Origin of the sequence: Brachybacterium atlanticum, from assembly GCF_025669985.1 — a bacterium.
Taxonomy (GTDB): domain Bacteria; phylum Actinomycetota; class Actinomycetes; order Actinomycetales; family Dermabacteraceae; genus Brachybacterium; species Brachybacterium conglomeratum.
In genome coordinates, this window is sequence record NZ_JAKJJW010000006.1 from 22,811 (window position 1) to 47,096 (window position 24,286).

At 72.1% G+C, this 24,286-nt stretch carries 19 protein-coding genes and 3 tRNA genes; 14 read left to right on the top strand and 8 right to left on the bottom strand.

Features of this window, described 5'->3' with window-relative positions:
• Positions 1 to 87: 87 nt before the first annotated feature.
• From rsgA to L3K22_RS04325, 5 genes are all read left to right on the top strand, one after another.
• Positions 88 to 1,158 (top strand): ribosome small subunit-dependent GTPase A, encoded by a 1,071-nt coding sequence (gene rsgA / locus L3K22_RS04305; RefSeq protein WP_263310309.1) that lies wholly within the window; start codon positions 88 to 90, stop codon positions 1,156 to 1,158.
• A 51-nt stretch (positions 1,159 to 1,209) separates the two neighbouring features.
• Positions 1,210 to 2,004 (top strand): histidinol-phosphatase, encoded by a 795-nt coding sequence (hisN, locus tag L3K22_RS04310; RefSeq protein WP_263310310.1) that lies wholly within the window; start codon positions 1,210 to 1,212, stop codon positions 2,002 to 2,004.
• A 151-nt stretch (positions 2,005 to 2,155) separates the two neighbouring features.
• Positions 2,156 to 3,376 (top strand): pyrophosphate--fructose-6-phosphate 1-phosphotransferase, encoded by a 1,221-nt coding sequence (locus L3K22_RS04315; protein ID WP_263310311.1) that lies wholly within the window; start codon positions 2,156 to 2,158, stop codon positions 3,374 to 3,376.
• A gap of 30 nt (positions 3,377 to 3,406) precedes the next feature.
• The gene (locus tag L3K22_RS04320; protein ID WP_263310312.1) at positions 3,407 to 4,276 is read left to right on the top strand and encodes a C2 family cysteine protease; all 870 of its coding nucleotides are present in this window, start codon (positions 3,407 to 3,409) and stop codon (positions 4,274 to 4,276) included.
• Between the two features lie 276 nt (positions 4,277 to 4,552).
• Positions 4,553 to 5,632, top strand: a complete 1,080-nt coding sequence (locus L3K22_RS04325; RefSeq protein ID WP_263310313.1) for a hypothetical protein — start codon at positions 4,553 to 4,555, stop codon at positions 5,630 to 5,632.
• A 253-nt stretch (positions 5,633 to 5,885) separates the two neighbouring features.
• On the opposite strand, the gene L3K22_RS04330 is transcribed toward L3K22_RS04325, so the two are convergent.
• Positions 5,886 to 5,959 (bottom strand) — tRNA-Met (locus tag L3K22_RS04330).
• A gap of 277 nt (positions 5,960 to 6,236) precedes the next feature.
• Positions 6,237 to 9,260 carry a UPF0182 family membrane protein gene (locus L3K22_RS04335; RefSeq protein WP_263310314.1) on the bottom strand — a complete coding sequence of 1,008 codons (3,024 nt, stop codon included), beginning with the start codon at positions 9,258 to 9,260 and terminating at the stop codon, positions 6,237 to 6,239.
• Positions 9,261 to 9,509: 249 nt separating this feature from the next.
• Here L3K22_RS04335 and L3K22_RS04340 point away from each other — a divergent pair, with 249 nt between their 5' ends.
• Positions 9,510 to 10,064, top strand: a complete 555-nt coding sequence (locus L3K22_RS04340; protein ID WP_263310315.1) for a PPA1309 family protein — start codon at positions 9,510 to 9,512, stop codon at positions 10,062 to 10,064.
• A 19-nt stretch (positions 10,065 to 10,083) separates the two neighbouring features.
• Here L3K22_RS04340 and L3K22_RS04345 read toward each other — a convergent pair whose 3' ends face one another.
• Both L3K22_RS04345 and L3K22_RS04350 read right to left on the bottom strand, forming a co-directional pair.
• The gene (locus L3K22_RS04345; protein WP_263310316.1) at positions 10,084 to 10,566 is read right to left on the bottom strand and encodes a single-stranded DNA-binding protein; all 483 of its coding nucleotides are present in this window, start codon (positions 10,564 to 10,566) and stop codon (positions 10,084 to 10,086) included.
• Between the two features lie 334 nt (positions 10,567 to 10,900).
• A complete protein-coding gene (locus L3K22_RS04350) occupies positions 10,901 to 11,530 on the bottom strand; it encodes a superoxide dismutase (protein WP_263310317.1) in 630 nt (209 codons plus the stop codon).
• Positions 11,531 to 11,694: 164 nt separating this feature from the next.
• On the opposite strand from L3K22_RS04350, the gene L3K22_RS04355 reads away from it, so the two are divergent.
• The 5 genes from L3K22_RS04355 (at position 11,695) to L3K22_RS04375 (ending at position 18,161) form a co-directional block, all read left to right on the top strand.
• Positions 11,695 to 16,374, top strand: coding sequence for an ATP-dependent helicase (locus tag L3K22_RS04355; protein WP_263310318.1), 4,680 nt, complete (start codon positions 11,695 to 11,697; stop codon positions 16,372 to 16,374).
• Complete coding sequence (locus tag L3K22_RS04360; RefSeq protein ID WP_263310319.1) at positions 16,374 to 17,285, top strand: DNA-formamidopyrimidine glycosylase family protein; 912 nt, start codon at positions 16,374 to 16,376, stop codon at positions 17,283 to 17,285. Before L3K22_RS04355 ends, L3K22_RS04360 begins: the two co-directional genes overlap by 1 nt.
• A 59-nt stretch (positions 17,286 to 17,344) precedes the next feature.
• Positions 17,345 to 17,417 (top strand) — tRNA-Arg (locus L3K22_RS04365).
• A 239-nt stretch (positions 17,418 to 17,656) separates the two neighbouring features.
• On the top strand, positions 17,657 to 17,848 hold the full coding sequence (locus L3K22_RS04370; protein WP_263310320.1) for a hypothetical protein: 192 nt from the start codon (positions 17,657 to 17,659) through the stop codon (positions 17,846 to 17,848).
• Between the two features lie 61 nt (positions 17,849 to 17,909).
• A complete protein-coding gene (locus L3K22_RS04375) occupies positions 17,910 to 18,161 on the top strand; it encodes a hypothetical protein (RefSeq protein WP_263310321.1) in 252 nt (83 codons plus the stop codon).
• Positions 18,162 to 18,316: 155 nt separating this feature from the next.
• Here L3K22_RS04375 and L3K22_RS04380 read toward each other — a convergent pair whose 3' ends face one another.
• Positions 18,317 to 18,865 (bottom strand): acyl-CoA thioesterase, encoded by a 549-nt coding sequence (locus L3K22_RS04380; RefSeq protein WP_263310322.1) that lies wholly within the window; start codon positions 18,863 to 18,865, stop codon positions 18,317 to 18,319.
• A 152-nt stretch (positions 18,866 to 19,017) separates the two neighbouring features.
• Here L3K22_RS04380 and orn point away from each other — a divergent pair, with 152 nt between their 5' ends.
• Positions 19,018 to 20,925 (top strand): oligoribonuclease, encoded by a 1,908-nt coding sequence (gene orn, locus L3K22_RS04385; RefSeq protein ID WP_263310323.1) that lies wholly within the window; start codon positions 19,018 to 19,020, stop codon positions 20,923 to 20,925.
• 101 nt (positions 20,926 to 21,026) lie between these two features.
• Here orn and L3K22_RS04390 read toward each other — a convergent pair whose 3' ends face one another.
• Positions 21,027 to 21,377, bottom strand: a complete 351-nt coding sequence (locus L3K22_RS04390) for a thiamine-binding protein (RefSeq protein WP_053918099.1) — start codon at positions 21,375 to 21,377, stop codon at positions 21,027 to 21,029.
• A 164-nt stretch (positions 21,378 to 21,541) separates the two neighbouring features.
• Here L3K22_RS04390 and L3K22_RS04395 point away from each other — a divergent pair.
• Positions 21,542 to 21,617, top strand: a tRNA-His gene (locus tag L3K22_RS04395).
• 44 nt (positions 21,618 to 21,661) lie between these two features.
• On the opposite strand, the gene L3K22_RS04400 is transcribed toward L3K22_RS04395, so the two are convergent.
• On the bottom strand, positions 21,662 to 21,835 hold the full coding sequence (locus L3K22_RS04400) for a hypothetical protein (RefSeq protein WP_263310324.1): 174 nt from the start codon (positions 21,833 to 21,835) through the stop codon (positions 21,662 to 21,664).
• Between the two features lie 516 nt (positions 21,836 to 22,351).
• On the opposite strand from L3K22_RS04400, the gene L3K22_RS04405 reads away from it, so the two are divergent.
• A complete protein-coding gene (locus L3K22_RS04405; RefSeq protein WP_263310325.1) occupies positions 22,352 to 23,158 on the top strand; it encodes a GTP pyrophosphokinase in 807 nt (268 codons plus the stop codon).
• Between the two features lie 6 nt (positions 23,159 to 23,164).
• Here L3K22_RS04405 and L3K22_RS04410 read toward each other — a convergent pair whose 3' ends face one another.
• On the bottom strand, positions 23,165 to 24,274 hold the full coding sequence (locus L3K22_RS04410; protein ID WP_263310326.1) for an NADH:flavin oxidoreductase/NADH oxidase: 1,110 nt from the start codon (positions 24,272 to 24,274) through the stop codon (positions 23,165 to 23,167).
• Positions 24,275 to 24,286: the final 12 nt, after the last annotated feature.

Sequence of the window (24,286 nt, forward strand, 5' to 3'; positions counted from 1 at the left end):
CCTCGTGCCGCGAGGGTCGGGTGCGCCCCGGCACGGGTCACCCCGGCACGGTGCGCCCCGGCCACCGCGGGCCAAGGAGGGCAGCTCGTGGTGAGGCGGTCTGTCCGCGACTTCGACGAGTCCGACGTGCGGGTGCGCCCGAACCGACGCGGCTCCCGCCCCCGGACCAAGGACCGCCCCAAGCACGACGATGCGATCACGGCTCGCGTGGTGTCCGTGGACCGCGGCCGCTGGCGCACCGTCGTCGGCGAGGGCACCGGGGACCAGCGCGCGGTCACCGCCATGCGCGCCCGGGAGCTCGGCCGCTCCCCCGTCGTCCCCGGCGATCTCGTCGGCCTCGTCGGCGACACCTCGGGGCGCGAGGGGACCCTCGCCCGGATCGTGCGGATCCAGGAGCGCAGCTCCTTCCTGCGCCGCAGCGCCGACGACGACGACTCGACCGAGCGGCCCCTGGTCGCGAACGTCGACGTGATGGTGATGGTGACGGCGCTGGCCGATCCCGAGCCGCGCGGCGGCATGATCGACCGCTGCCTGGTCGCCGCCTATGTCGCCGGCATCGACGCGCTGCTGGTGCTGACGAAGGCGGATCTGCGCGCCCCCGAGGAGTTCCTCGCCGCCTACGCTCCGCTCGGGCTCGAGCACGTGGTGACGCGGCGCGAGTCCCCCGCGGAGGCGGAGGATCCGGAGCGCCCCGGCATCATCGGTCTCGAGCAGCTGCGCGAGCGGCTCGCGGGACGGATCAGCGTGCTCGTGGGCCATTCCGGGGTGGGCAAGTCGACCCTGCTGAACGCCCTGGTCCCGGGCGCGGCCCGCGCCACCGGCGTGGTCAACGACGTGACCGGTCGCGGCCGCCACACGTCCTCCTCGGCGCTCGCGATGCAGCTTCCCGGAGACGACGGCTGGGTGATCGACACCCCGGGCGTGCGCTCCTTCGGCCTGGGGCACGTGGACCCCGACGAGCTGCTGGACGCCTTCGCCGACCTCGCCGATCTCGCCGAGCAGTGCCCGCGCGGATGCACCCACCTCGAGGACGCGCCCGACTGCGCCCTCGACGATCTCGTGGAGCGGGGCGAGGCGGGGACCGCCGGTCCCGCGCGCCTGGCCTCCTACCGGCGCCTGGCCGAAGCGCTGCGCCGCAACGACCCCTGGGACGTCTGAGCGCCGCGTCGCTGCGGCCCGCCAGGGGCGAGGGACCCTATCGTGGACCCCATGTCCAGCCACTACGCCGATGACCTGCGCCTCGCCCACGTGCTCGCCGATGCCGTGGACCAGCTGACCACCTCCCGGTTCAAGGCGCAGGACCTCGAGGTCTCGACCAAGCCCGATCTCACCGAGGTCACCGACGCCGACAAGGCCGCCGAGCAGCTGGTGCTCTCCCAGCTCTCGCGCTCCCGCTCGCGGGACCAGGTGATCGGCGAGGAGTTCGGCTCCACCGGCGCGTCCCCGCGCCAGTGGGTGATCGACCCGATCGACGGGACCAGCAACTTCGTGCGCGGCGTGCCCGTGTGGGGCACCCTCATCGGCCTGATCGAGGACGGCCGGCCCGTGGTCGGCCTGGTCTCCGCGCCGGCGCTGGGACGCCGCTGGTGGGGCGGCGAGGGTGCCGGCGCCTGGACCGGCTCCCGGCTCAGCAGCGCGACGCGGCTGCAGGTCTCCTCCGTGAGCGCGATCGAGGAGGCCTCGCTGTCCTACTCCTCGTTGCACGGCTGGGCAGACCACGAGCTGCTGCCCGAGATGCTGAACCTCATGCAGCGCTTCTGGCGCACCCGCGCCTACGGCGACTTCTGGTCCTACATGCTCGTGGCCGAGGGCGCCGTCGACGTCGCCTGCGAGCCCGAGCTGAAGCTGCACGACATGGCCGCGCTGGTCCCGATCGTCACCGAGGCCGGCGGCCGCTTCACCTCCCTGGACGGGGAGCCGGGACCGTTCGGCGGCAATGCGGTGGCGACGAACTCGCTGCTGCACGAGGAGGTCCTCGAGGCGCTCGTGCCCCGGGAGCGCTGATGCCCGTCCCGCCGCCCGGCGCTCCGCTGTCCACCGGGACCCGCGCGGCGTCATCCGGACCCGGCGCTCGGTACGATGGCGGGACCCAGCGCCGCGGGATCGACCCTGTCCTCCCGTGCGCCCGTTCTCGTACTCTCGGAGGTTCCGCCCTATGACCGTCAAGCGCGTCGCACTGCTCACCGCCGGGGGCTACGCCCCGTGCCTCTCCTCCGCCGTCGGCGGATTGATCGAGCGCTATACCGAGCTGGTGCCGGACGTGGAGATCATCGCCTACAAGCACGGCTACTGGGGCCTGCTCTCCGGGGAGAAGATCGTGGTCGACGACGAGGTGCGCGCGAAGGCGGGCATCCTCCACAACTACGGCGGCTCCCCCATCGGCAACTCCCGCGTGAAGCTCACCAACACGAAGGATCTCGTCAAGCGCGGCCTGATCCAGGAGGGCGAGAACGCCCTCGAGGTCGCCGCGAACAAGCTCAAGGACGACGGTGTGGACGTGCTGCACACCATCGGCGGCGACGACACCAACACCACCGCTGCGGACCTCGCCGCCTACCTGCACGAGCACGGCCACGAGATGCAGGTCGTCGGTCTCCCGAAGACCATCGACAACGACATCGTCCCGATCCGCCAGTCGCTCGGCGCGAAGTCCGCCGCGGAGCAGACCAGCATCTTCGCGCAGAACATCATCGCCGAGCACGGCTCGAACCCGAAGATGCTGATCGTGCACGAGATCATGGGCCGCGCCTGCGGCTATCTCACCGCGCAGGCGGCGGAGTACTACCAGCAGTGGCACTCCCAGCAGGAGTGGCTGCCCGGCATCGGCCACTCCGCCGACCGCTGGGACGTGCACGCCGTGTTCCTGCCCGAGCTCAAGCTCGACATCGAGGCCGAGGCCGACCGCCTGCGCAAGGTCATGGACGAGACCGGCTGCGTGAACATCTTCCTCTCCGAGGGCGCGGGCATCCCCGAGATCGTCGCCGAGATGCAGGCGCGCGGCGAGGAGCCGGAGAAGGACCCCTTCGGCCACGTCAAGATCGACACGATCAACCCCGGCCAGTGGTTCGCGGGGCAGTTCGCCGAGAAGCTCGGTGCGGAGAAGGTCATGGTCCAGAAGTCGGGCTACTTCTCCCGCTCCGCGAAGGCGAACCCCGAGGACATCCGCCTGATCAAGTCGATGACGGACTACGCCGTGCAGGTCGCCCTCGAGGGCGGCTCGGGCCTGGTCGGCCACGACGAGGAGCGCGGCGACGTGCTGCGCGCGGTTGAGTTCGACCGCGTCGCCGGCCACAAGGCATTCGACATCTCCCAGCCCTGGTTCGCCGAGGTCATGGAGCGCACCGGGCAGAAGATCGTCCCGGCCGAGGCGCACTGAGCCCTCGATGACCGACGGGCGGAGGATTTCGTGAGCACTCCCCGCCCGCGCGTGCGCACCTGGCGCCGCACCCTGCGCGCGCTCGCCCTGGAGGGGCGGGCGCGCGCAGCGCGTCACGGGCCCGACGAACGTGCCCGGAACCTCGCTGAGCCAGGCAGTCCGGGCTGCGACACCGGCGTGGCGGCCCACGCGATCTCCGGCGCAGACGGCGTCCTGCACCTCTCCCCCGGCCCCCACGCCACAGCGCTCGCCCTGGACCGCGGACCGCTCGCCCCTCCGGTGCTGCTGCGCCCTCGGCAGGGACGCCTCGGCGACTGCTGGCTGATGGCGCCGATGCTCGCCCTCCACGAGACCGCGCCGGAGCGGCTGCGGGCACTGATCGGCGAGGAGACGGACGTGATCGTGACCGTCCGCCTCCCGGGCCTGGAGGAGCCGCTGCGGGTGGACCGTCGCTTCCCCGTCGATGCGCGCGGAGTGTTCCAGTACGGCAGGCGGGACGGCGGGAACCCCGGCTGGGTGGGCGTGCTCGAGAAGGCGATCGCCGGTCACATCGCCGGGGACTACGCCTTCCTGCAGCGGGGCCTGGCCCGCTACGGCTTCGCGCTGCTGCTGGGTGAGCGGGTGCGCACGAACCTGCGCCTGCCCGATGCGGGGCAGGTCCTCGCCTGGCTGGCCGAGGGGCGCGCGCTCTGCGCCTCCACGCATCCGCTGAGCCCGCGGGTGCCGTCGGCGGCCGGTCCCCTGCCGCCGAACCATGTCTTCGCCGTCGTGGGCGCCGACGCGACGAGCGGACATCTGCATCTGCGGAACCCGGTGCGGCCGGCGGAGCTCCTCGTGCTCGATGCGCGCTCGTTCCGGCGCGGATTCCTGTCCGTCGACGTCACCGCACCGTTGCGGTGACGGGGCGGGCCGTCCGCTCCTGATGATGGGCTCCGCGGTGATCGAGGTCGACGAGGGCGTACCCCTGCACGTCGTGCAGTGCCAGGAGTCGCTCTCGCCACCGACGCCGTGCACACTGCCCGGCCCGCGGTCGCGCCGTGCGGATGGCAGACCCGATGACATCTTCGATCCCCGCGAGCAGCGCGCGGAACGTGTCCCGGACAGGCCGGCCCCACCGGCCGGTCGACGACTCGGCGCGCCCTCCGGCTGTGACGTACTCTGCAAGGATCCGAGGCCATGGGAGGAGAGCATATGGGCGACAGTCCGACGTCCGGGGTGAACGTGCTGCTGGTGGCCGACCCGGGCCTGCCCACGGCCCGAGCGCGATCGATCCAGGATGACCTGCAGGAGCTGCTCGACGAGGCGTTCAGCCCCCCGATCACTCTCAACGTCCAGACCGCGATGCTCCGTTTGCGGCCCGACAACTCCCTCGATCTCTCCGACGCCGTCGAGCTGGCACGCGAGTACGAATCACCGGAGGCGGTGCTGCTGCTCACCGAGATCCCGCGACTGGACGATGGCCATCCTTTGATCGCAGAGATCTTCCCCGACGAGAGGATCGCCGTCGTCTCGTGCCCGACGCTCGGAGCGTTCTTCAGCCGCCGCCGCATCCTCGACACACTGATGGCGTGCACCGTGCGGCTGAAGCCGACCAGCGAACCCCGGGACCCCTCGATGTTCGACCGGTCCTGGCTCCGCTGGACCCAGAGCGCGGACGGCAACGACCATTCGACGCTCCGGGCACGCCGGTTCACCGGCGGTCTCCGCACCGTCCTCGGGATGGTCGCCGGCAACGAGCCCGTGAAGACGGCGCCGCGCCTCTCGAGCGCCCTCGCAGCGGCAGCGGCCACCGGCGCATTCGGCATCTTCTACAACTCGATCTGGGTCATGTCCACCTACCTGTCGACGCCGCGGCTCATCGGCGTCGGGCTCCTCGCGATCGCGGCGATGACGGCATGGCTCATCGCCAGCAACGGGCTCTGGGACGCGCCTGAGCGGGAGAATCTCGCACGGGTCGTCCTGCTCTACAACCTCTCCACGGTGGTCACTCTGGTGCTGTGCGTCTTCGTGCTCTACGCGGCGCTGGTCCTGCTCATCCTCGCCGGAAGCCTGATCGTCATCGCTCCCGAGTACATGGAGGACGTGACCGGGCAGCCTCCCGTCTTCACCCGTTACCTCGACATTGCGTGGCTCAGCGCCGCCATGGGCGTCGTGGCCGGCGCGCTCGGCTCGAGCTTTGACCAGCACACCGACCTCAAGACGCTCACCCATGGGCAGAGGGAGCGCCAGCGGAAGTACACCGAGGAGGACTCGTGATCGTCGGCGGTGGGTCGTTCCGCCGCAAGCAGGTGCTGGGCAGGATGCCGGCGGTCGCGGGGGGTTCTTCTCGCGAGTGAGCGGGGAAGCGTCGCCCTGGGTTCGGTCGAGGCCTGCCTGGTGGAGGCAGCTTCGGCCGAGGTCGAGGTGCTCGGCGGCACCGACAGGATCGCTTACGAGCCCCCGGCGCTGAACCTGGCAGAACACGAAGGCCCCCGATCCGCATTGCTGCCGATCGAGGGCCTTCACTTCGTAGCGGGGGCAGGATTTGAACCTACGACCTCCGGGTTATGAGCCCGGCGAGCTACCGAACTGCTCCACCCCGCGGCGACATCAGTAACTCTAGGACGCCCCGTCCCCCGAGTCCAGCCGAAAGCCCTCCGACGTGGGCCATGCCACGTTCACGGGCAATTCACCTGCTCTCTCGTGCCTGGAACGCCCTGCTGCGACTTTCGCGGCCCGTCTCGCGCACCACGTCCGCGGCCTCCGCTGCGCAGCTCCGCGCGCTGCCGACGACGAGGACGCCCGCCGCGCACCGGCCACGGCCGGCGCCGCGACGGGCGTCCTCGGATCCGGGATGCTCCCGGCGGTCGAAGGCGGAGGGTCAGCCCTCCCCGCCGCCGTCGGAGGTCGCCGGCGTGCCGGACCCGCCGAGCTCCTGGTTGGCCTGGACAGCCCGGTTCAGCGCATCGGCCAGACGGTCCTGCGCATCGCCGTAGGCGGCCCAGTCCCCCTCGGCCATCGCCTTCTCGGAGTCGGCGACCGCGGTGTCCATGTCGGTCAGCGCCTGATCGAGGCGCTGCTGGGGGGTGCCGTCGGCGGCGGGAGCCTGCTGCTCGTCGTCGGCGGGCGGCTCCTCTCCCTCGGCGGGGGCCTCCCCGTCTCCCTCCTCGACGGTGCCCTCGCCGGTCTCGGCGTCGGCCGTGCCGCTCGGGGCATCGGAGTCGGAGACCTCCGCATCGCCGGCGGAGGCGCCCGAGTCACCGCCGAACACGAGGTCGAGCGCCTCGTCCAGCGTCGGCGCGAAGCCGATCCGGTCGCCGAAGGAGACCAGCACCATCTGCAGCAGCGGGTACTGGGTGCCGCCGCCGGTCTGCGAGGACTGCAGATAGACGGGCTGCACGTACAGCAGTCCGCCGCCGACGGGCAGGGTGAGCAGGTTGCCGTTGATGACCTCGGAGGCGCCCTGCTGCAGCAGGTTCAGCGCCTGGGACACGTTCGGCTCGGCGTTGAAGGTCGCCTGGACCTGTCCGGGACCGTTGACCGGGTTGGAGGTCGGCAGCCGCAGCAGCGTCATGTCGCCGTAGCTGTCCGCCGGGTTCCCCTCGGTGCTGCCCGTCTCCGAGTCGACCGCGAGGAAGCCGGTGAGCACGTTCTGCCCCTCGGAGGGGATGAAGCTCGAGGAGAGGGTGAAGCGGGGCTGCTCCTCGTCCGGCATCTGCATGGTGAGGTACATCGGCGGCTGCGGGGCCTGCTGGCCGGCGCTGCCGTCGGGGTTGGTGGGGGCCGGGACCGTCGGGTCCGGCGGCACCTGCCAGAAGTCCTGCTGGGTGAAGAAGTCGTCCGCGTCGGTGACGTGGTACGTGGAGAGGATCTGGCGCTGCGCTTTGAAGTAGTCCGCCGGGTAGCGCAAGTGCGACATCAGCTCGCCGCTGATCTCCGAGGCGGGCTGGAGGGCGTCCGGGAACACCTCGGCCCAGGACTTCAGGATCGGGTCCTCGGTGTCCCAGGTGTACAGCGTCACCGAGCCGTCGAAGGCGTTCACGGTCGCCTTCACGGAGTTGCGCATGTAGTTCGCCGAGCGCTGGCGGTTGCTCGCGGTGGCATTGGGATCGGTCTGGGAGTCGTTGACCGTCGCGTCGAGGTCGACCGACTGCGCGTAGGGGTACTCGGTCGTGGTGGTGTACCCGTCGACCACCCACACCATCTGGTCGTCCACGACGGCGGGGTACATCTGCGAGTCCAGCGAAAGGAACGGCGCGACCTCGCGGACACGCTGCTGCGGGTCGCGGTCGTAGAGGATCTGCGATTCCTCGTTGAGGTAGTTCGAGATCACGATGTTCGGGTCGCGGAACTTGATCGCGTACAGCAGCTGGTTGAAGAAGCTGCCGACGGCCGGTCCGCCGTCGCCCTGGAAGGTGTTGTAGACCTGCTCGCCGCCCTGCTCGTCGTCCGTGCTGCCCTGCTGGTAGTCGAACTCCTGGGGGTCGGTACCCTCGGGCGCTCCGACGATCGAGTAGTCCGGGGAGTGGCGGCCGAAGTAGACCCGCTCCTCGTACGCGCCGAGTGCGCCCTCGCCGGGCACGCCCGACTGCAGGAAGCTCGGCTCGCCGTCGGAGTTGCGACGGTTGCCGTGCGCGGCGGCGGCGCCGTAGCCGTGGGTATAGGTGATGTGCTGGTCGACCCAGGAGCGGTCCGAGAGGCCGAACTTGTCCGGCCGCAGCTCGCGCACGCCGATCACGGTGTCCTGCAGCTGGCCGTCGATCTCGTAGCGGTCCACGCTCAGGACGTCGTCGAAGCCCCAGTAGCGGCGGTTGGCCTCGCGCTGCTCGAAGGTGGGCGAGATGACGTTGGGGTCCATCAGGCGGATCTGCGCCGTGGTCGAGGCGTCCTCGCGCAGGGCACCCGAGGTCGCGTCCGTGATGGCCGTGTAGGGCACCTCGGTGACGCCGTCGAGGTTGAACGCGGTGCGGGTCGCATCGATGTTGTTCTGGATATAGGGCTGCTCGAGCGCGCGCTCATTGGGCTGGACCTGGAACTGCTGGATGGCCCAGGGGTAGAGGTTGCCCACGGCGAGGGTGGACAGGATCATCAGCCCGGCGCCGATCGCGGGGATGCGCCAGTCGGAGCGGAAGATCCACACCACGAACAGGGCGGCGACCACGACCGCGGCGATCGCGAGGATCGTCTGCGCGGGCAGGATCGCGTGGACGTCCGCGTAGGAGGCGCCCTCGAAGCGGGTGTGGGAGGCGGTGAGCAGGTCGTAGCGCTGGAACCAGTGCCCCGCCCCGAGGAAGAGCACGTAGATCGCGGCGAGCACGCCGAGGTGGCGGCGCGCGGTGCGCGTGACCTCGAGCCCGCTCTCCTGACCCCAGCTCACGCCGCCGTAGACGAAGTGGCCGATCAGGGCGCCGACGATCGAGACGAGCAGCACGAACTGCCCGAAGGAGACCAGCACGTCGATCACCGGCAGGGTGAAGACGTAGAAGGAGATGTCGTTGTCGAAGACCGGGTCGGTCTGCCCGAAGTCCTGCGGGTGCAGGAACAGCTGCACGTCCTGCCAGCGGCGGGACAGCGCGAGCCCGCCGAAGGCGCCGATCACGATCGGAGCGCCGTAGGTCAGGCCGCGGCGCAGCGGGTCCACCGCGGCGCGGAACTGCTCCAGCGCCTCCTGCTCCCGTGTGATCGGCGGGTAGACGGGGCGCTTGGTGTAGGCGATGCGGAGGCTGAGGAACAGCGGCACGGCGAACACCACGAAGCCGGCGGCGAACAGCAGCGCCTGGGTGATCCACCGCGTGACGAGCACGTCAGTGAACTGGAGCTGGTCCATCCACAGGTACTTCGTCCACACCTCCGAGGCGAGGGCGAGGAGCGCGATGAGCACGCCGAGCGCGATCACCGTGATCATCAGCGGGGAGATCCTCCGGGGCTCGCCGGAGCCTCCATCGGGGGCCGGTCGTGGGCGCGGCCGCGGCATGTCGCCGAACTGGGCGGAGAAACTCACAGATAACCTCTGGTGCCTCGGAGTCGGAGCGCACACGGGGTCCCCGACGTCGTGGGGTCCCAGAACGCGGCCCGGGTACAGTGTGGTGCCGCCGTGCTGCACGGCGGTCACCCCATTCTGTCAGGCCGAACCTGTAAGGGACCTCTCGATCCGATGACGACTCCTGCCCAGGACCCGCTGGACGCGCCCACGGCCGCGCTCGCCGCCGCCGTGCTCGAGGTCGCCCGCCATGTCGAGGACGGCCCGCTGCCCGCTCCGCGCCTGTTCGCGCTCGCCCGCAGCGCCGAACTCATCGCCGCCTCCCCCGCCCTCGCCTCGCTGCTGGGCGCTGAGGGCGAGGGCGCCCACGACGACCTGCACCTCACGCCGATCGACCTCGACGAGGGCGCCGCTCCCTCCGGGCCGTCCGACGGGCAGGTGGATCCGCTCGTCGCGCTCGAGAAGGTGCAGTGGCCGGATCTGGCCGCCGGCGGCGCGATCGCCTGCGATCTCGCACCCTCGGCCTGGTCGGTCCGTGACGAGGAGCAGAGCGCCGGCGACGCGGCGCTGCCGTCGGGCCGTGCGCTGCGCGTGGTGGTCGCGGCGCTGGGCGAGGGCACCACCTGGTCGGCGGTGCACCGCGGCGGCGAGGACGGCTACGTCCTCGGCGCCGCGCTGCTGCCGGAGATCTCCGAGGCACTGGTGCAGACCCTGCAGTCCGGGAGCTGAGGGCCCCTCCCTGTCGGTCTCAGAAGGCCGGCGCGAGCGAGTCCTCGCCCTCCGTCTCGTCCGCGTCCTCGGGGTTCGCCGAACTCGCCTCGGTGAGGATCTCCCCCGAGTTCGGGTCGACGTTCGGGACGTCCTGCGCGCGCAGCGGCTTGGTGAACTGGGAGGAGCCGTAGGTGAGGTCGTGGCCGATGGACTCGGCCTGGAGGTTCAGGGAGTAGCGGGTGATGCCGTCGGTGCCCTGCCACTCCGAGGTGTTCAGCCGGCCCGTGACCAGCAGCGGCTGTCCCTTGTGGATCGAGCGCATCACGTTCTGGCCCAGCCCGCGACGGGCGAAGACGGTGACGAACTCGGTCTTGCGGTCCGCGAAGTCCTGCGTAGCGGTGTTGTAGTAGCGGCCGGTGACGGCGATCCGCAGCTTGACGCTGGTGGATCCGTCCTCCTGCCGGTGCTCGGTGGGATCGGCGGTGACGTTCCCCATCAGCGTGGTCTGGATGTCGCGCATGGCGCTGTCCTTCCTGGCTGCCGGGGAGCTCCCCGGCCTCGGCACCCTGCCGAGTGACCTCAGCGTCGCCGGGCGGTGCCGCCCGTACCAGGGTGCGCCTGATCCTGTGGACGGCAAGGGGCTGGGGAGGAACAGTCGCGGGCGGGGACGGCGCACGGAGCGGCGGCCTGCCGTCAGGACGTGGAGCGAACACCGTCAGGGCGAGGGGACGTCGCACCGAGCCGCCGCCCGCGTCATGACGCGAAGCGGCCGGCCCCTCCGAGGAGGGACCGGCCGCTCGTGTCGCCGAGGCGCGGGCCGTCCGGCCCGCCCGTCGGCGTCAGGTGCGTGAGGCTCAGGCCTGCGGCACGACGAGACCGGACGCCGAGAAGCGCGCGGCCTCGAATCGAGCCTGCACGTCGGCCCAGTTCACGATGTTCCAGATCGCCTTGACGTAGTCCGCCTTCACGTTCTGGTAATCGAGATAGAAAGCGTGCTCCCACATGTCCAGCTGGAACAGCGGGATCGTCGCCACCGGCACACCGTTCTGCTGATCGTAGAACTGCTCGATCACGAGGTTCCCGCCGATCGGCTCGTAGGCGAGCACCGCCCAGCCCGAACCCTGAATGCCCAGCGCCGCCGCCGTGAAGTGCGCACGGAAGGATTCGAACGAGCCGAAGTACTCATCGATCGCCTGCGCGAGCTCACCGGTCGGCTTGTCGCCGCCCTCCGGCGAGAGGTTCTTCCAGAAGATCGAGTGGTTCGTGTGACCACCGAGGTTGAAGGCGAGGTCCTTCGAGAACTGGTTGATCGACCCGAAGTCCCCGTCCTCACGCGCCGCGGCGAGCTTCTCCAGCGCCGTGTTCGCGCCCTTGACGTAGGTCGCGTGGTGCTTGGAGTGGTGCAGCTCCATGATCTTCCCCGAGATCGAGGGATCCAGCGCGCCGTAGTCGTAGTCGAGATCGGGAAGCGTGTACTCCGCCATATGGATCATCCCTTCGTCAGTTCTGCGCGGGACCAGCCGGTGCGGGCCCCGCCGTGTGATCCATCCTGCCACGATGCGCTGGGCAGGGGCAGGGGGCGGCCGGAAAACGGTCCCCTGGTCGGCCATCGGGCCCGGGTGTCGGGACGGCGGTCCACAATGGTGCGATGGCCACGTCCCGTCCGCGCCTGCCCTCCTCGTTCTCCCCTGCCACGACGGCGTGGTTCGAGGAGTCCTTCGAGGCGCCCACCCCGGCGCAGGCCGCGGCGTGGGAGTCGATCGCGCAGGGGCAGGACACCCTCGTGGTCGCGCCGACGGGCTCGGGCAAGACCCTCGCCGCGTTCCTCAGCGCGATCGACCGACTGGCCGGTTCGCCGTCCCCGTCGTCTGCCGCGACGAGCATCCTGTACATCTCGCCGCTGAAGGCGCTCGGCGTCGACGTCGAGCGGAACCTGACCTCGCCGCTCGTGGGCACCGCGCGCACGGCGGAGCGGCTCGGCCTGCCCCGGCGCCGGCTGAGCGTGGGCGTGCGCACCGGGGACACCCCGCCGGCGGAGCGGCGCCGGCTCGCGACCTATCCTCCGGACATCCTCATCACCACCCCCGAGTCGCTGTTCCTGATGCTCACCTCGCAGGCGCGGGAGACGCTGCGCGGCGTGGACACGGTGATCCTCGACGAGGTCCATGCCGTGGCCGGCACGAAGCGGGGCGTGCACCTGGCGCTGTCCCTGGCGCGGCTCGATGCGATGCTCCCCGCCCCGGCGCAGCGAATCGGGCTGTCGGCGACGGTGGAGCCGGTCGAGGAGGTCGCCGCCTTCCTCACCGGCTCTGCGCGGGGACGGGACGCGGTGGTGGTGCGGCCGCCGTCGACCAAGCGCTGGGACATGCGGATCACGCTGCCGGTCCCGGACCTGCAGGCGATCGAGCCGCCCGCCGATGCGGTCGACGACGAGGACGTCTCGGGGACGATCTGGCCGCATGTCGAGCGGGCGGTGCTGGAGGAGGTCCTCGCCCATCGCTCCACGATCGTGTTCACGAACTCCCGCAGCCAGGCCGAGCGCCTCACCGGGAAGCTGAACCGGCTCCACGCGAGGCGGGTCACGACGGAGGCGGCCGCAGGGCCCGACGGGGAGGCGGAGGAGCTCGTCGAGGTCGAGGACATCGCCCGCGCGCACCACGGCTCGATGTCCAAGGAGGTCCGCGCCGGGATCGAGGACCAGCTGAAGTCGGGGACGCTGCGCTGCGTGGTGGCGACCAGCTCCCTCGAGCTCGGCATCGACATGGGTGCGGTGGACCTGGTGCTGCAGGTCGCGGCGCCGATGTCGGTCTCGAGCCTGCTGCAGCGCGTGGGCCGGGCCGGGCACGACGTCGGCGCGGTCTCCGAGGGGTCGCTGCACCCGCTGCATGCGGTGGACGTGCTGCGCTCCGCGGTCGCCGTGCAGGAGGCGGTCTCCGGGCGGATCGAGCCGCTGACCGTGCCGCGCAACGCCCTGGACGTCCTCGCCCAGCACACCGTCTCCGCCGCCGCGATGGAGGACCTGCAGGTCGACGCCTGGTACGACCTGGTCCGCTCGGCGCATCCCTATCGGGCGCTGCCCCGATCCGCCTTCGACCAGACCATCGACCTGCTCGCCGGGCGCTACCCCTCCACCGACTTCTCCGAGCTGCGGCCGCGGCTCGTCCACGATCGCGAGGCCGGCACGCTCACCGCCCGGCCCGGGGCGCAGCGTCTCGCCGTCACCAGCGGCGGCACGATCCCCGACCGGGGCCTGTACCCGGTGCACCTGGTCGCCGCCGAGGGCGACTCCCAGCCGCGGCGCGTGGGCGAGCTCGACGAGGAGATGGTCTACGAGTCCCGCCGCGGGGACGTGATCACGCTCGGCACGAGCAGCTGGCGGATCGAGGAGATCAGCGCCTCCCGCGTCACGGTCTCCCCCGCCTTCGGTCTCACCGGTCGGATCCCGTTCTGGCACGGCGACGGGGACGGGCGTCCCGCGAGCCTCGGCCGGGCGATCTCCGCCGCGCAGTCCGAGCTCGCAGCCCTCCCCCGCCCCGAGGCCGACGAACGCCTCACGGGGCTCGGCCTCGATGACAACGCGCGCACCGTGCTGCTCGACCTGCTCGACGAGCAGCAGCAGGTCACCGGCGCCGTGCCGGGACCGGACCAGCTCGTCGTCGAGCGCTTCCTCGACGAGCTCGGGGACTGGCGCGTGGTGCTGCACTGCGCGGCCGGGCAGCGGATCACGGGGCCGTGGGCCCTCGCCGTCGGCGCCCGGGTCGAGGAGCGCTACGGCCTGGACGGCCAGGTGATGGCCGGGGACGACGGGATCGTGCTGCGCATCCCGCACGGCGAGCAGCCGCCCGGCGCGGACCTGTTCGTGTTCACGCCGGAGGAGATCGAGGAGGAGGTGCGCCGTCTCGTAGGCTCCTCCGCCCTGTTCGCCGCGAGGTTCCGGGAGTGCGCGGCCCGGGCCCTGCTGCTGCCGCGCCGCAACCCGAACCAGCGGGCGCCGCTGTGGCAGCAGCGTCAGCGCGCCGCGCACCTGCTCGAGGTGGCCAGGCCGCATCCGGACTTCCCGATCATGCTCGAGGCCGCGCGGGAGTGCCTGCAGGACGTCTACGACCTGCCGGCCCTGGTCGAGCTGATGGGGCAGGTCAGGCGGCGTCGCCTGCAGGTGCGCGAGGTCGAGACGCCCTCACCCTCCCCCTTCGCGCGCTCGCTGCTGTTCGGCTACATGGCGCAGTTCCTGTACGACACCGATGCGCCGCTGGCCGAACGCCGCACCGCCGCCCTCGCGCTGGACCAGTCGCTGCTGGCCGAGCTGCTGGGCACGGTGAGCCTGCGCGAGCTGCTGGATGCCGAGGTGATCGCCGAGGTCGAGCAGCGCCTGCAGGGACTGACCGAGGAGCGGGCGCTGCGCGGGCCCGAGCAGATCGCGGACGCACTGCGCCGCCTGGGCCCGCTCACCCCCGCGCAGCTCGCCGAGCGTGCCGTGGACGGCCTCGATCTCGACGCCGCCCGCGCCGAGCTCGAGCAGTCCCGCCGCGTGCTCACGGTGAGGATCGCCGGGGCGGAGCATCTCGCGGCGATCGAGGACGCCGGCCTGCTGCGCGATGCGCTCGGCACGGCGCTGCCTCCGGGGATCCCCGAGGTGCACCTGGCCGCGGTGGACCGGGCGGTCCCCCAGCTGCTCTCCCGCTGGGCGCGCGGCCGCGGCCCCTTCCTCGCCGACGCACCGGTGGCGGCCTTCGGTCTCGCCCCGGGCGTGGCCCGCGCCGCGCTCGAGCAGCTCTCCGCCGAGCGGGTCCTGTCCCAGGGCGAGTTCACGCCCGGCCGCGAGGGCGAGGAATGGGTCGAGGTCGGGGTGCTGCGCCGCATCCGCCGCGCGAGCCTCGCCGCCTCCCGGCGCGAGATCGCCCCCGTCGCGGGGCCCGTCTACGCCCGCTTCCTCGGCCAGTGGCAGCACCTGGTGGGGCGCCGCACCGGCGGCCGACGGGAGCGCGGCACCTGGACCGGTAAGGACGGGCTGCTCTCGGTCGTGGACCAGCTCGCCGGGGTGTCGCTGCCGCTGTCGGCCTGGGAGTCCCAGGTGCTGCCGGCGAGGCTGCCGGAGGTGACGCCCGCCCTGCTGGACGCCGCCTTCGCGAGCGGGGAGCTGGTGTGGACGGGGCACGGCAGGCTCGGCGCCGACGACGGCTGGATCCGCCTCCACCTCGCCGACGCCCTCCCCCTGGGGCTCGACGCCGACGCGCTCGAGGGGGCCGCGACCTCGCTCCCGGACGGCTCCCTCGCGGCGCGGATCCTCGCCCTGCTTCGCACCACCCCGGGCGCGCTGCGGCACGGAGAGATCCTCACCGCGCTGGCCGACGACGGGGAGGCGGCGCGGCCGCAGGACCTGCACGAGGCGCTGTGGGACCTCGCCTTCAGGGGCCTGGTCACCAACGACTCCTTCGAGGCGCTGCGCTCCTACGGCCGCGGGCCGGCCAAGGCGCCGTCGGCCCGCACCCCGACACGCTCGCGCAGCCTGGGACGTCGGGGCGCGGCGCGGCTCTCCGCGGCGATGATGCGCCAGGGCGCGTCCAGCCCCTCCGAGCTCGTGACCGGGCCCGTCGGCGCCGGGCGCTGGTCCGCGGTGCGGGTCGAGCCGGTCGATCCTGCCGCCCGTGCCGCGGCGCTCGCGACGCTGCTGCTGGACCGCCACGGCGTGGTCACGCGCGGGGCGATGGATGTCGAGGACGTCCCCGGCGGGTTCGCCGCGGTGTACCGGGTGCTGGCCGCGCTCGAGGAGAACGGCAGCTGCCGCCGCGGCTACTTCGTCGACGGGCTCGGGGCCTCCCAGTTCGCGCCCGCCGAGGCGGTGGACCTGCTGCGCGACCGGGACCGGGAGGCCGAGGCCGGACGCGACGCCGACGGGCCCGACGACGGTGGGGCCGGCCCGTCGGCCGAGGCGGTTGCCGTCGCGCTCGCCGCGACCGATCCGGCGAACCCTTACGGCGCGGCGCTCCCCTGGCCGGCCCTGTCGATCACGCCGCCCGAGGGGGTCACCGTGCGGCCCGCCCGCCGCGCCGGTGCGCTCGTGCTGCTGCGCGACGGACATGTCCAGTCCTACGTCGACAAGAGCGGCAAGCACCTGCTGTGGTGGGCCGACGAGGGGGCGACGCCCGAGGCCGCCGCCCAGCTCGTCCGCGCGATCGCCGAGGACTCCCGCCTCCCGCAGCTGCGGATCGAGCGGATCGACGGGCACGGGATCGACACCGAACCGGTCGCGGCGATCACGGCCGCGCTCGCGGAGGCCGGCTGCTACCGCTCACCGCGCTCGCTGCGACTGCGGGCGGGTGATCGCTGATGCCCGAGGGTGACACCGTCGCGCGCCAGTGCCGGATCCTCCACGACGCGCTCGCCGGCGCCGTGCTCACCGTCTGCGACCTCCGGGTCCCGCGCGCGGCGACCGCGGACCTCACCGGATGGAGAGTCCACGAGGTGCGCCCGCGCGGCAAGCACCTGCTGATCCGGCTCCTCCCGCCCGAGCCCGGGACTGCGCCGATGACGCTGCACAGCCACCTGATGATGGACGGGATCTGGAACGTGGAGGGGAGGGCGCTGCGCTCCAGCGACACCAGCGCCGGGCCGCGCACCCGCGACACGATCCGGATCGTGCTCGAGGCCCGGCACGAGGACGGTCACGAGGTGCGGGCGATCGCCTACGACGTGAAGCAGGTGAAGCTGCTGCGCACGGCCGACGAGGAGAAGCTGCTCGGGAGCCTCGGCCCGGACCTGCTCGATCCCATGTGGGACGAGGACCCCGCGCTGCGGGAGCGGGCGCTCGCGAACCTCGCCGCCGAGCCGGAGCGGCCGATCGGCCTGGCGATCCTCGACCAGCACGTCTTGGCTGGGATCGGGAACATCTACCGCAGCGAGCTGTGCTTCCTGCGCCGGCTCCACCCCGCCGCGCCCGTCTCCGCGGAGCAGGACCCGGGCGCGCTCGTCGACCTCGCCCATCGCCTGCTCGTGCTGAACCGGGACCGTGAGGTGCGGGTGACCACCGGTGGGATGCTCGGCCGGGACGGTGACCTGTGGGTCTACGGCCGCGGAGGGAAGCAGTGCCGGCGCTGCCGCACACGCATCCAGCGCGGCGAGCTCGCCGAACCGCGGCTCGAGGGCACCGAGGCGCGGGTGCTGTGGTTCTGCCCCCGCTGCCAGGCCGGGCCCGGCGCCCCGGCCCCGTCGGCGGCCCAGCGGCGTGGCCGACGTCGCTGAGACGGACTGCGTTCCTGGCCGTGGCGGCGTCGCAGCGTCGGTAGACTCGTGCGCCGTCAGCCTCCATAGCTCAATGGATAGAGCAACGGCCTTCTAATCCGTAGGTTGCAGGTTCGAGTCCTGCTGGGGGCGCCTTCACATCTCGGCCGTCGGCACTGGTCCGGAGCGCGCCGTGCCCCCACTCCCTTCGGCGTGCTCCGCCGCCCGGCCCGCGCTGCCGGCACGGCCGCCCCCAGGGCCGCCGAACGCCCGACGCCTTCGCTCCTCGCGTCTGCACGCCGACCTCCCCTCGCGGCGTGAAACGGGGTGTTCGCCATCTTGCTCATCTCGAGCTCAACCGCCAGATCGACCGGCTGCAGCTGTGCCGATAGTTGAACCGCGAGACCGGCACGACGTCGGTCGCGGTGCTGCACGACCTGAACCAGGCCGCCCGCCGCGCCGGCCAAGTCGTCGCGATGGAGGACGGCGGGGAGGTCGGCGCCGGCGTGCCCCAGCGGCGCCCGGTGCACCGCTCGGGCGCCCTCGGGCGCGACGTCTCTGCGCAGGAACCCCCGGTAGCGTGAGGTCGACCCTCGCGAGGCTCACCGCCGGCCCGCGTCCGAACGACGAGCAGGAGCCTTCCCGATGATCCTCAAGGTGCTGAGCTTCGGCGCGATCGCGCTGCTCCTCCTCCTGCGGTTCGCGCGCACCCCCTTCGGTGCGCGCCTGCTGGGCGTGCCGCTCAAGGTGCTGCACATCGTCTATCTCGCCGCGCTCGGGGCCGCCGGCATTCTCGCGATCCCGTACGAGCAGTGGGTCCTGCTGACTGTCGTCGTCGTCCTGCTGGTGGTCAGCCTGGTCGAGGAGGTCGGGCGGCGCTCCGCGGCGCGCGAGTGACCCCGCCGCGGCCTCGCGCTGATCGCCGGGCCGGGGCGAGCGGGCTATCGGGCAGCTCCCGGGAGCGCGAGAGATCTTCCCTCGAGCATCGTCGGTCACACCCTCCCGTCACAGTCCGTCGTCCCTGCAGACCGCCGCGTCGGACCGACGGGGACTCAGCGGCCGCGGTTTTGGTCCGCCAGCGCCCGGCTGTGCGCGGAGGACTCGCGGTTCCAGGTCTCCACCCAGTCCGGCAGCATGAGGTCCGCGGGCGGCTGCCCGACCAGGTCCAGCGCCTCCTGCACGTCGACCGACCCGCCGGAGCTGCGCAGGAAGCGGGCGCGGACGATCGCGTCGGCGATGACGGTGTCGCCGCGGCGGAACACCTGCTCCATGTAGATCCAGCGCTCGTCGTACCCGATCACGCGGGTGGCGAGGTCGAACTTCTGCCCGAGGGTGAGGGACCTGCGGTAGGTGATGGTCTGTCCGGCCACCACCGGGTACCAGCCGGCGTCGGTGATCCTCGTCCAGAAGCCGGAGCGGAGCATGAGGTCCATGCGGCCGAGGTCCATGATCGAGAGGTAGCGGCCGTTGTTCATGTGGCGCTGCACGTCGAGATCGGCGAGGTTCACGCGGAAGCTCGCATGGGAGGTGTCCCAGATGCCGAGCGGGGACTTCCCGCGCACCCTCAGGAAGAACAGCAGCATGCGGAGGTACATGTTCATGGCGGCTCCCTCCCGGGGCACGTCTCGGCTCGTCGTCGACACCTGATGACCACAGAGTAACGTGCGGTCGTCGTCGAGCCGCACCCTAGCCCGCGCGGGCGCCCTCGGCCGGGCCCGCCCGAGTGCGAGGGGCCTCGCGCTACTGTTGTCCGGTGACCTCCAGCTCCACTCGTGCCATCAACGACCGCATCATCTGGGTCGACTGCGAGATGACCGGGCTCGACAAGCAGCGTGATGCGCTGGTCGAGATCGCCGTCCTCGTGACCGACGCCGATCTGAACATCCTCGGGGACGGCGTGGACGTCGTGATCAGGCCCCCGGCCGAGGCGCTGCAGGGCATGGATCCCTTCGTGGTGAACATGCACACCGTCTCCGGCCTGCTCGAGGAGCTCGACGGCGGCATGACCCTCGCCGAGGCGGAGGCGCAGTGCCTCGCCTACGTCAAGGAGCACTGCCCCGAGCCGGGGAAGGCGCCGCTGGCGGGCAACAGCGTCGGCACCGACCGCGTGTTCCTGGACCGCGACGTGCCCGAGTTCGCCGGCTGGCTCTCCTATCGCACCATCGACGTCTCGAGCCTGAAGGAGCTGGCCAAGCGCTGGTTCCCACGGGTGTACTACAACATCCCCGCCAAGCACGGCGGCCACCGCGCGCTCGCCGACATCCGCGAGTCGATCCAGGAGCTGAAGTACTACCGCGAGGTGCTGCTGGTCCCCGAGCCCGGCCCCACCACCGCCCAGGCCCAGGAAGCCGCGCGCCGCTTCGAGCTGCGCGAGGCCGCCGGGTCCGCACAGGCCGCGGCGCTGCCCGCGCCTGCCCCGCACGTGCCCTGGCTGGACCGCGCCTCGCACCGCAGCTGGCTCGAGGGCGAGGCCGACGAGCTGCTCGTCTTCGGCTCCGAATCGGTGCGGGAGGACGGCGGCTTCGCCTGGCTGGACGAGACCGGCGCCCCGGACCTCTCGCGCCCCTCCGAGCTGTGGATCACCTGCCGGATGACGCACGCCTTCGCGCTCGGCCACCTGCTGGGCCGCCCGGACTTCGGCCGCTTCGCCGACCACGGCATCGCCTCTCTGCGCGGCGTCTTCCACGACGACGAGCACGGCGGCTGGTTCGCCTCGGTCGAGGGCGGCCGCACCGTGGACGACTCCAAGCAGGCCTACGCCCACGCCTTCGTGGTCCTCGCCGCCTCCTCCGCGACCGCCGCCGGCCGGCCCGGTGCGAAGCAGCTGCTGGATGAGGCGCTCGCGGTGCTCGATACGAAGTTCTTCGACGAGCGCTCCGGGATGAGCGTGGACACCTTCGACTGCAGCTTCTCCGAGTGCGAGGAGTACCGCGGGATCAACGCGAACATGCACACGGTCGAGGCGCTGCTGGCCGCCGCCGACGTGACCGGGCAGCGGCGCTGGCTGGACCGCGCCGTCGGCATCGCGACCCGGGCGATCGACGAGTTCGCGCGCGCCAACGACTGGGCGCTGCCCGAGCACTTCGACGTGGAGTGGTCGCCGCTGCTGGACTACAACCGCGACGAGCCCGCCCACCCGTTCCGCCCCTACGGCGCGACGATCGGGCACTGGATCGAGTGGTCCCGCCTGGTGCTCCAGGCCCGCGCCTCGCTGATCGCGCTGGACGGCGAGGCGCCGGAGTGGATGCTCGAGGCCGCGACCGCCCTGATGGAGAAGTCCGCCGCGGCCTTCGGCGCCGATGGGAAGCCCGGCTGGGTCTACACCGTGGACTGGGACGGCACGCCCGTCTCCTCCGAGCGGATGCACTGGGTGGCGGCGGAGGCCGTCGCCGCGGCCGCCGTGATGCACCGGGTGACCGGGGAGCGCGTCTGGGCCGAGCGCTACGAGCAGTGGTGGGAGTACATCTCCACCTACCTGCTCGATCCCGAGGAGGGCTCGTGGTTCCACGAGCTCGACGCCGAGAACGAGCCGCAGGGCGTGACCTGGCCGGGCAAGCCCGACATCTACCACGCGCTGCAGTGCGTGCTGATCCCGCGCCTGCCGGTCGCACCCGCGCTGTCGGCCGCGCTGCGCGACGGGCTGCTGGACGGCGACCTCTGAGCAGGTGTCCCCGCCCGTGACATGACGACGCCGCCGGTGCTGCACCGGCGGCGTCGTCATGTCCGGGGCGGCTCGGGCCGCGCTGATGAAGGACTCGGGGTTCAGCTCCGCTCGAGCCGCTCGACGGCGGCCTCCATGCGCTCGACCTTCCCGTCGAGCTCGCCGTCGTGGCCGGGGCGGATGTCGGCCTTGAGCACGAGCGAGACGCGCGAGCCGTAGCGGCCCGCCTCCTCGGTCGCGCGCCGCACGACCTCCATGACCTCTCCCCACTCCCCCTCGATCTCGGTGAACATCGAGGAGGTGCGGGTGGGCAGGCCGGAGTCGCGCACGACCCGCACCGCGGCGGCGACGGCGTCGTGCACGCTCGCGGCGTCGGCCCCTTCCTCGAGGTCGCGGGCGAGGGCCGGGTCGGAGGGCGTGCCGGTGGGCTGGACGGAGAAGGCGACGATCATGGGGTCAGTGTCTCCCCGCCGACCGCGACAGGACAACGTGGGCCCAGCACGAGCCCGGAGGCCGATGCAATGCGTCTCACACCGCTGGCATCCGCTCACGTGAGGAAACCACCCCGAGGAGCAGGTATGCTTAACTCTCGTTGCAGGCCGTCAGGTCGCACATGGTGGGCGTAGCTCAGTTGGTAGAGCACCGCGTTGTGGTCGCGGTGGTCGCGGGTTCAAGTCCCGTCGTCCACCCCATGTGAAGTCTCGGGACATCGTTCGCAGATGCCTCGGGACATCGTTCACGAAGCAGGGCCCCGGTTTTCTCCGGGGCCCTGCTTCTTTGGCTGGTAGCCGCGGGTGTGGTCGATGGTGAACTCGGCGAGGACGGTGCCGGTGCCGAGGACGTCGTCGTGGTCGATGAGTAGTCGGACGGGTCGTCCTTCGTGGGCGCGGCCGATGCCGAGATGGCGCATCGTTCCGGGGTGACGGAGGGAGACTTTGCCGTCCTGATCGACGCGGTCGGTGCGGATCGTGTACCCGCCAGGCTTCGAGTGCGGGGCGGGGTGGGCTTTCGATGTCGCGGCGTAGGCCTCTGCTGGGGTGCGGCGCTTCGACCGTCCCGCCGGTGGGCGCGGTCGTGGCGCCGAAGCCGTTCATCGACCCGGCCAAGGACCAGCCGAAGGCCGATGTCGCGGCGCTCGCCGTGGAGGCCGCCGCCGGCGGCTGATGCGCTCGAGGCCGCGCCGGCGCCGGGCCTGATCGCCCCGCACGTGTTCACCTTCAACTCCCTGGTGGAGACCGCCGCGTGGTGGCGGGAGCGGGAGCGGCGAGCCTGAGCCCAGAGCCTGACGGGCGCCGGCTCGTCGGCTCGGACGCCGGCCCGGCCCCCGGGGCCTGTCGCGTCCGTCGGCGGCGCGCGTCCACGTCACACCCAGGGCTCCCTGGCAGGATTGGCTCTCCGCACCCGCATCCGCGAGGAGAGTCGACGCATGGACGCAGCACCGTCACCGCAGGACCCCGCCGAGCGCAGGGTCCGCGAGCTGGTCACCGCGCGCGCCGAGGGCCGCATGCCCACCCCGGCGGAGCAGGAGGAGATCACCGCGGGGCTGCGGCAGGTGTACGAGGAGTTCATCGCGCTGCGGATGCACTACCAGTTCGGCATCGACGAGGTGCTGACGAAGGTGGAGATCCTCCGCAAGGAGTTCGAGCAGATGCACGACTACTCCCCCATCGAGCACGTGCGCACCCGGCTGAAGTCGGTGGAGTCGCTGATGGAGAAGGCGCTGCGCACCGAGGGCGAGATGACGGTGCGCGCGATCCGCGAGCGGATCCACGACATCGCCGGCATCCGCATCACCACGAGCTTCGTCGCCGACGCCTACTGGATCGCGGACATCCTCGCCGCTCAGGGCGATCTCGAAGTGCTCACCGTCAAGGACTACATCGCCTCCCCCAAGCCCAACGGCTACCGCTCCCTGCACCTGATCGTGCAGGTGCCGGTCTATCTCTCCACCCATGTGGAGCAGGTGCCCGTCGAGCTGCAGATCCGCACGATCGCGATGGACTTCTGGGCCAGCACCGAGCACAAGCTCTCCTACAAGTACGAGAAGAACCTGCCGCCCGCGCTGCGCGCCGAGCTCGACGACGCGGCCCGGGTCGCCCACGAGCTCGATCAGCGCATGGAGCGGCTGCGCAGCGAGATCCGCCCGCAGGCCGCGCCCGGCGGGGGCAGCGGCCTGTTCCCCGGCAGGCCCGGCCCGGCCGCGCCGCCGACGAACGGCGACGCGGCCGGCTGAGCCGACTCAGCCGCGGCGCATCGCCTGGCGGAAGGCGCGACGGTACTGCGGCGGGATGATCTCGCCGTCGCCGCGCAGGGCGAGGGCGGCGTCCAGGCCCCAGTTCGGCTCGCGCAGGAAGGCGCGGCCCACGCGCACCGCGTCGGCCTGCCCGGTGGCGAGGACGTGCTCGGCCTGGAAGGGCGTATCGAGCATGCCGACCGCGGAGACCGGCACCTCCGTGTGCTCGCGCAGGTGCGCGGCCAGCGGCGTCTGGTAGCCGGGGCCGACGGGGATCTCCGCCCCCTCGGGCAGCACGGCGTTGCCGCCGGAGGAGACGTCGACCATGTCCACGTCGTGCTCGCCGAGCCAGGTGACGACCTGGGTCGCCTCGTCGAGGCCGAAGCCGCCCTCGACCCACTCGGTCGCCGAGATGCGCACCAGCACCGGCATCCCGACGGGGACCGCTCCGCGCACCGCGTCCACGACGCGCAGCAGGAGGCGCGCGCGGCCGGCGAGCTCGCCTCCGTAGGAGTCGGTGCGATGGTTGCTCAGCGGCGAGAGGAACTCGTGCAGCAGGTAGCCGTGGGCGGCGTGGATCTCGATCATGTCGAAGCCCGCCTCGACGGCGCGCACGGCGGAGGCGGCGAAGGCCTCGACGATCTCGTCGATCCCCGCCTCGTCCAGGGCGGTGGGCTCCGTGAGCTGGTCGTAGGCGATCGCGGAGGGGGCCACGGTCTCCCAGCCGCCGTCGGCACCTGCGATGGAGGCGCCGGGGTGCGGGGTGCCCCACTCGGGCTCCGTGGAGGCCTTGCGCCCGGCGTGGGCGAGCTGGATCCCGGCCGCCGCGCCGAAGGAGTGGATCAGGTCCACGATCGGGCGCAGCGCCTCGCGCTGGGCGTCGTCCCACAGGCCGAGGTCCTGCGGGGAGATGCGCCCCTCGGGGACCACGCCGGTGGCCTCGAGGATCACGGCGCCGGCGCCACCGCGGGCGAAGGAGCCGTAGTGCATGAGGTGGTAGTCGGTGGCGGCGCCGTCGCCGGCGGCGACGGAGTACTGGCACATGGGCGGCACCCAGATGCGGTTGCGGACGGTGAGGTCGCGCAGGGTGATCGGGGCGAGCAGGTGCTGGGACATGGAGGGGCCTCC

Excerpts from the sequence above, each read along its gene's own strand:
- hisN (WP_263310310.1), top strand. The coding sequence starts at position 1,210 with ATGTCCAGCCACTACGCCGATGACCTGCGCCTCGCCCACGTGCTCGCC.
- L3K22_RS04315 (WP_263310311.1), top strand. The coding sequence starts at position 2,156 with ATGACCGTCAAGCGCGTCGCACTGCTCACCGCCGGGGGCTACGCCCCG.
- L3K22_RS04325 (WP_263310313.1), top strand. The coding sequence starts at position 4,553 with ATGGGAGGAGAGCATATGGGCGACAGTCCGACGTCCGGGGTGAACGTG.
- L3K22_RS04335 (WP_263310314.1), bottom strand. The coding sequence starts at position 9,260 with ATGATCACGGTGATCGCGCTCGGCGTGCTCATCGCGCTCCTCGCCCTC.
- L3K22_RS04340 (WP_263310315.1), top strand. The coding sequence starts at position 9,510 with ATGACGACTCCTGCCCAGGACCCGCTGGACGCGCCCACGGCCGCGCTC.
- L3K22_RS04345 (WP_263310316.1), bottom strand. The coding sequence starts at position 10,566 with ATGCGCGACATCCAGACCACGCTGATGGGGAACGTCACCGCCGATCCC.
- L3K22_RS04350 (WP_263310317.1), bottom strand. The coding sequence starts at position 11,530 with ATGGCGGAGTACACGCTTCCCGATCTCGACTACGACTACGGCGCGCTG.
- L3K22_RS04355 (WP_263310318.1), top strand. The coding sequence starts at position 11,695 with ATGGCCACGTCCCGTCCGCGCCTGCCCTCCTCGTTCTCCCCTGCCACG.
- L3K22_RS04360 (WP_263310319.1), top strand. The coding sequence starts at position 16,374 with ATGCCCGAGGGTGACACCGTCGCGCGCCAGTGCCGGATCCTCCACGAC.
- L3K22_RS04375 (WP_263310321.1), top strand. The coding sequence starts at position 17,910 with ATGATCCTCAAGGTGCTGAGCTTCGGCGCGATCGCGCTGCTCCTCCTC.
- L3K22_RS04380 (WP_263310322.1), bottom strand. The coding sequence starts at position 18,865 with ATGAACATGTACCTCCGCATGCTGCTGTTCTTCCTGAGGGTGCGCGGG.
- L3K22_RS04390 (WP_053918099.1), bottom strand. The coding sequence starts at position 21,377 with ATGATCGTCGCCTTCTCCGTCCAGCCCACCGGCACGCCCTCCGACCCG.
- L3K22_RS04400 (WP_263310324.1), bottom strand. The coding sequence starts at position 21,835 with ATGCGCCATCTCGGCATCGGCCGCGCCCACGAAGGACGACCCGTCCGA.
- L3K22_RS04405 (WP_263310325.1), top strand. The coding sequence starts at position 22,352 with ATGGACGCAGCACCGTCACCGCAGGACCCCGCCGAGCGCAGGGTCCGC.
- L3K22_RS04410 (WP_263310326.1), bottom strand. The coding sequence starts at position 24,274 with ATGTCCCAGCACCTGCTCGCCCCGATCACCCTGCGCGACCTCACCGTC.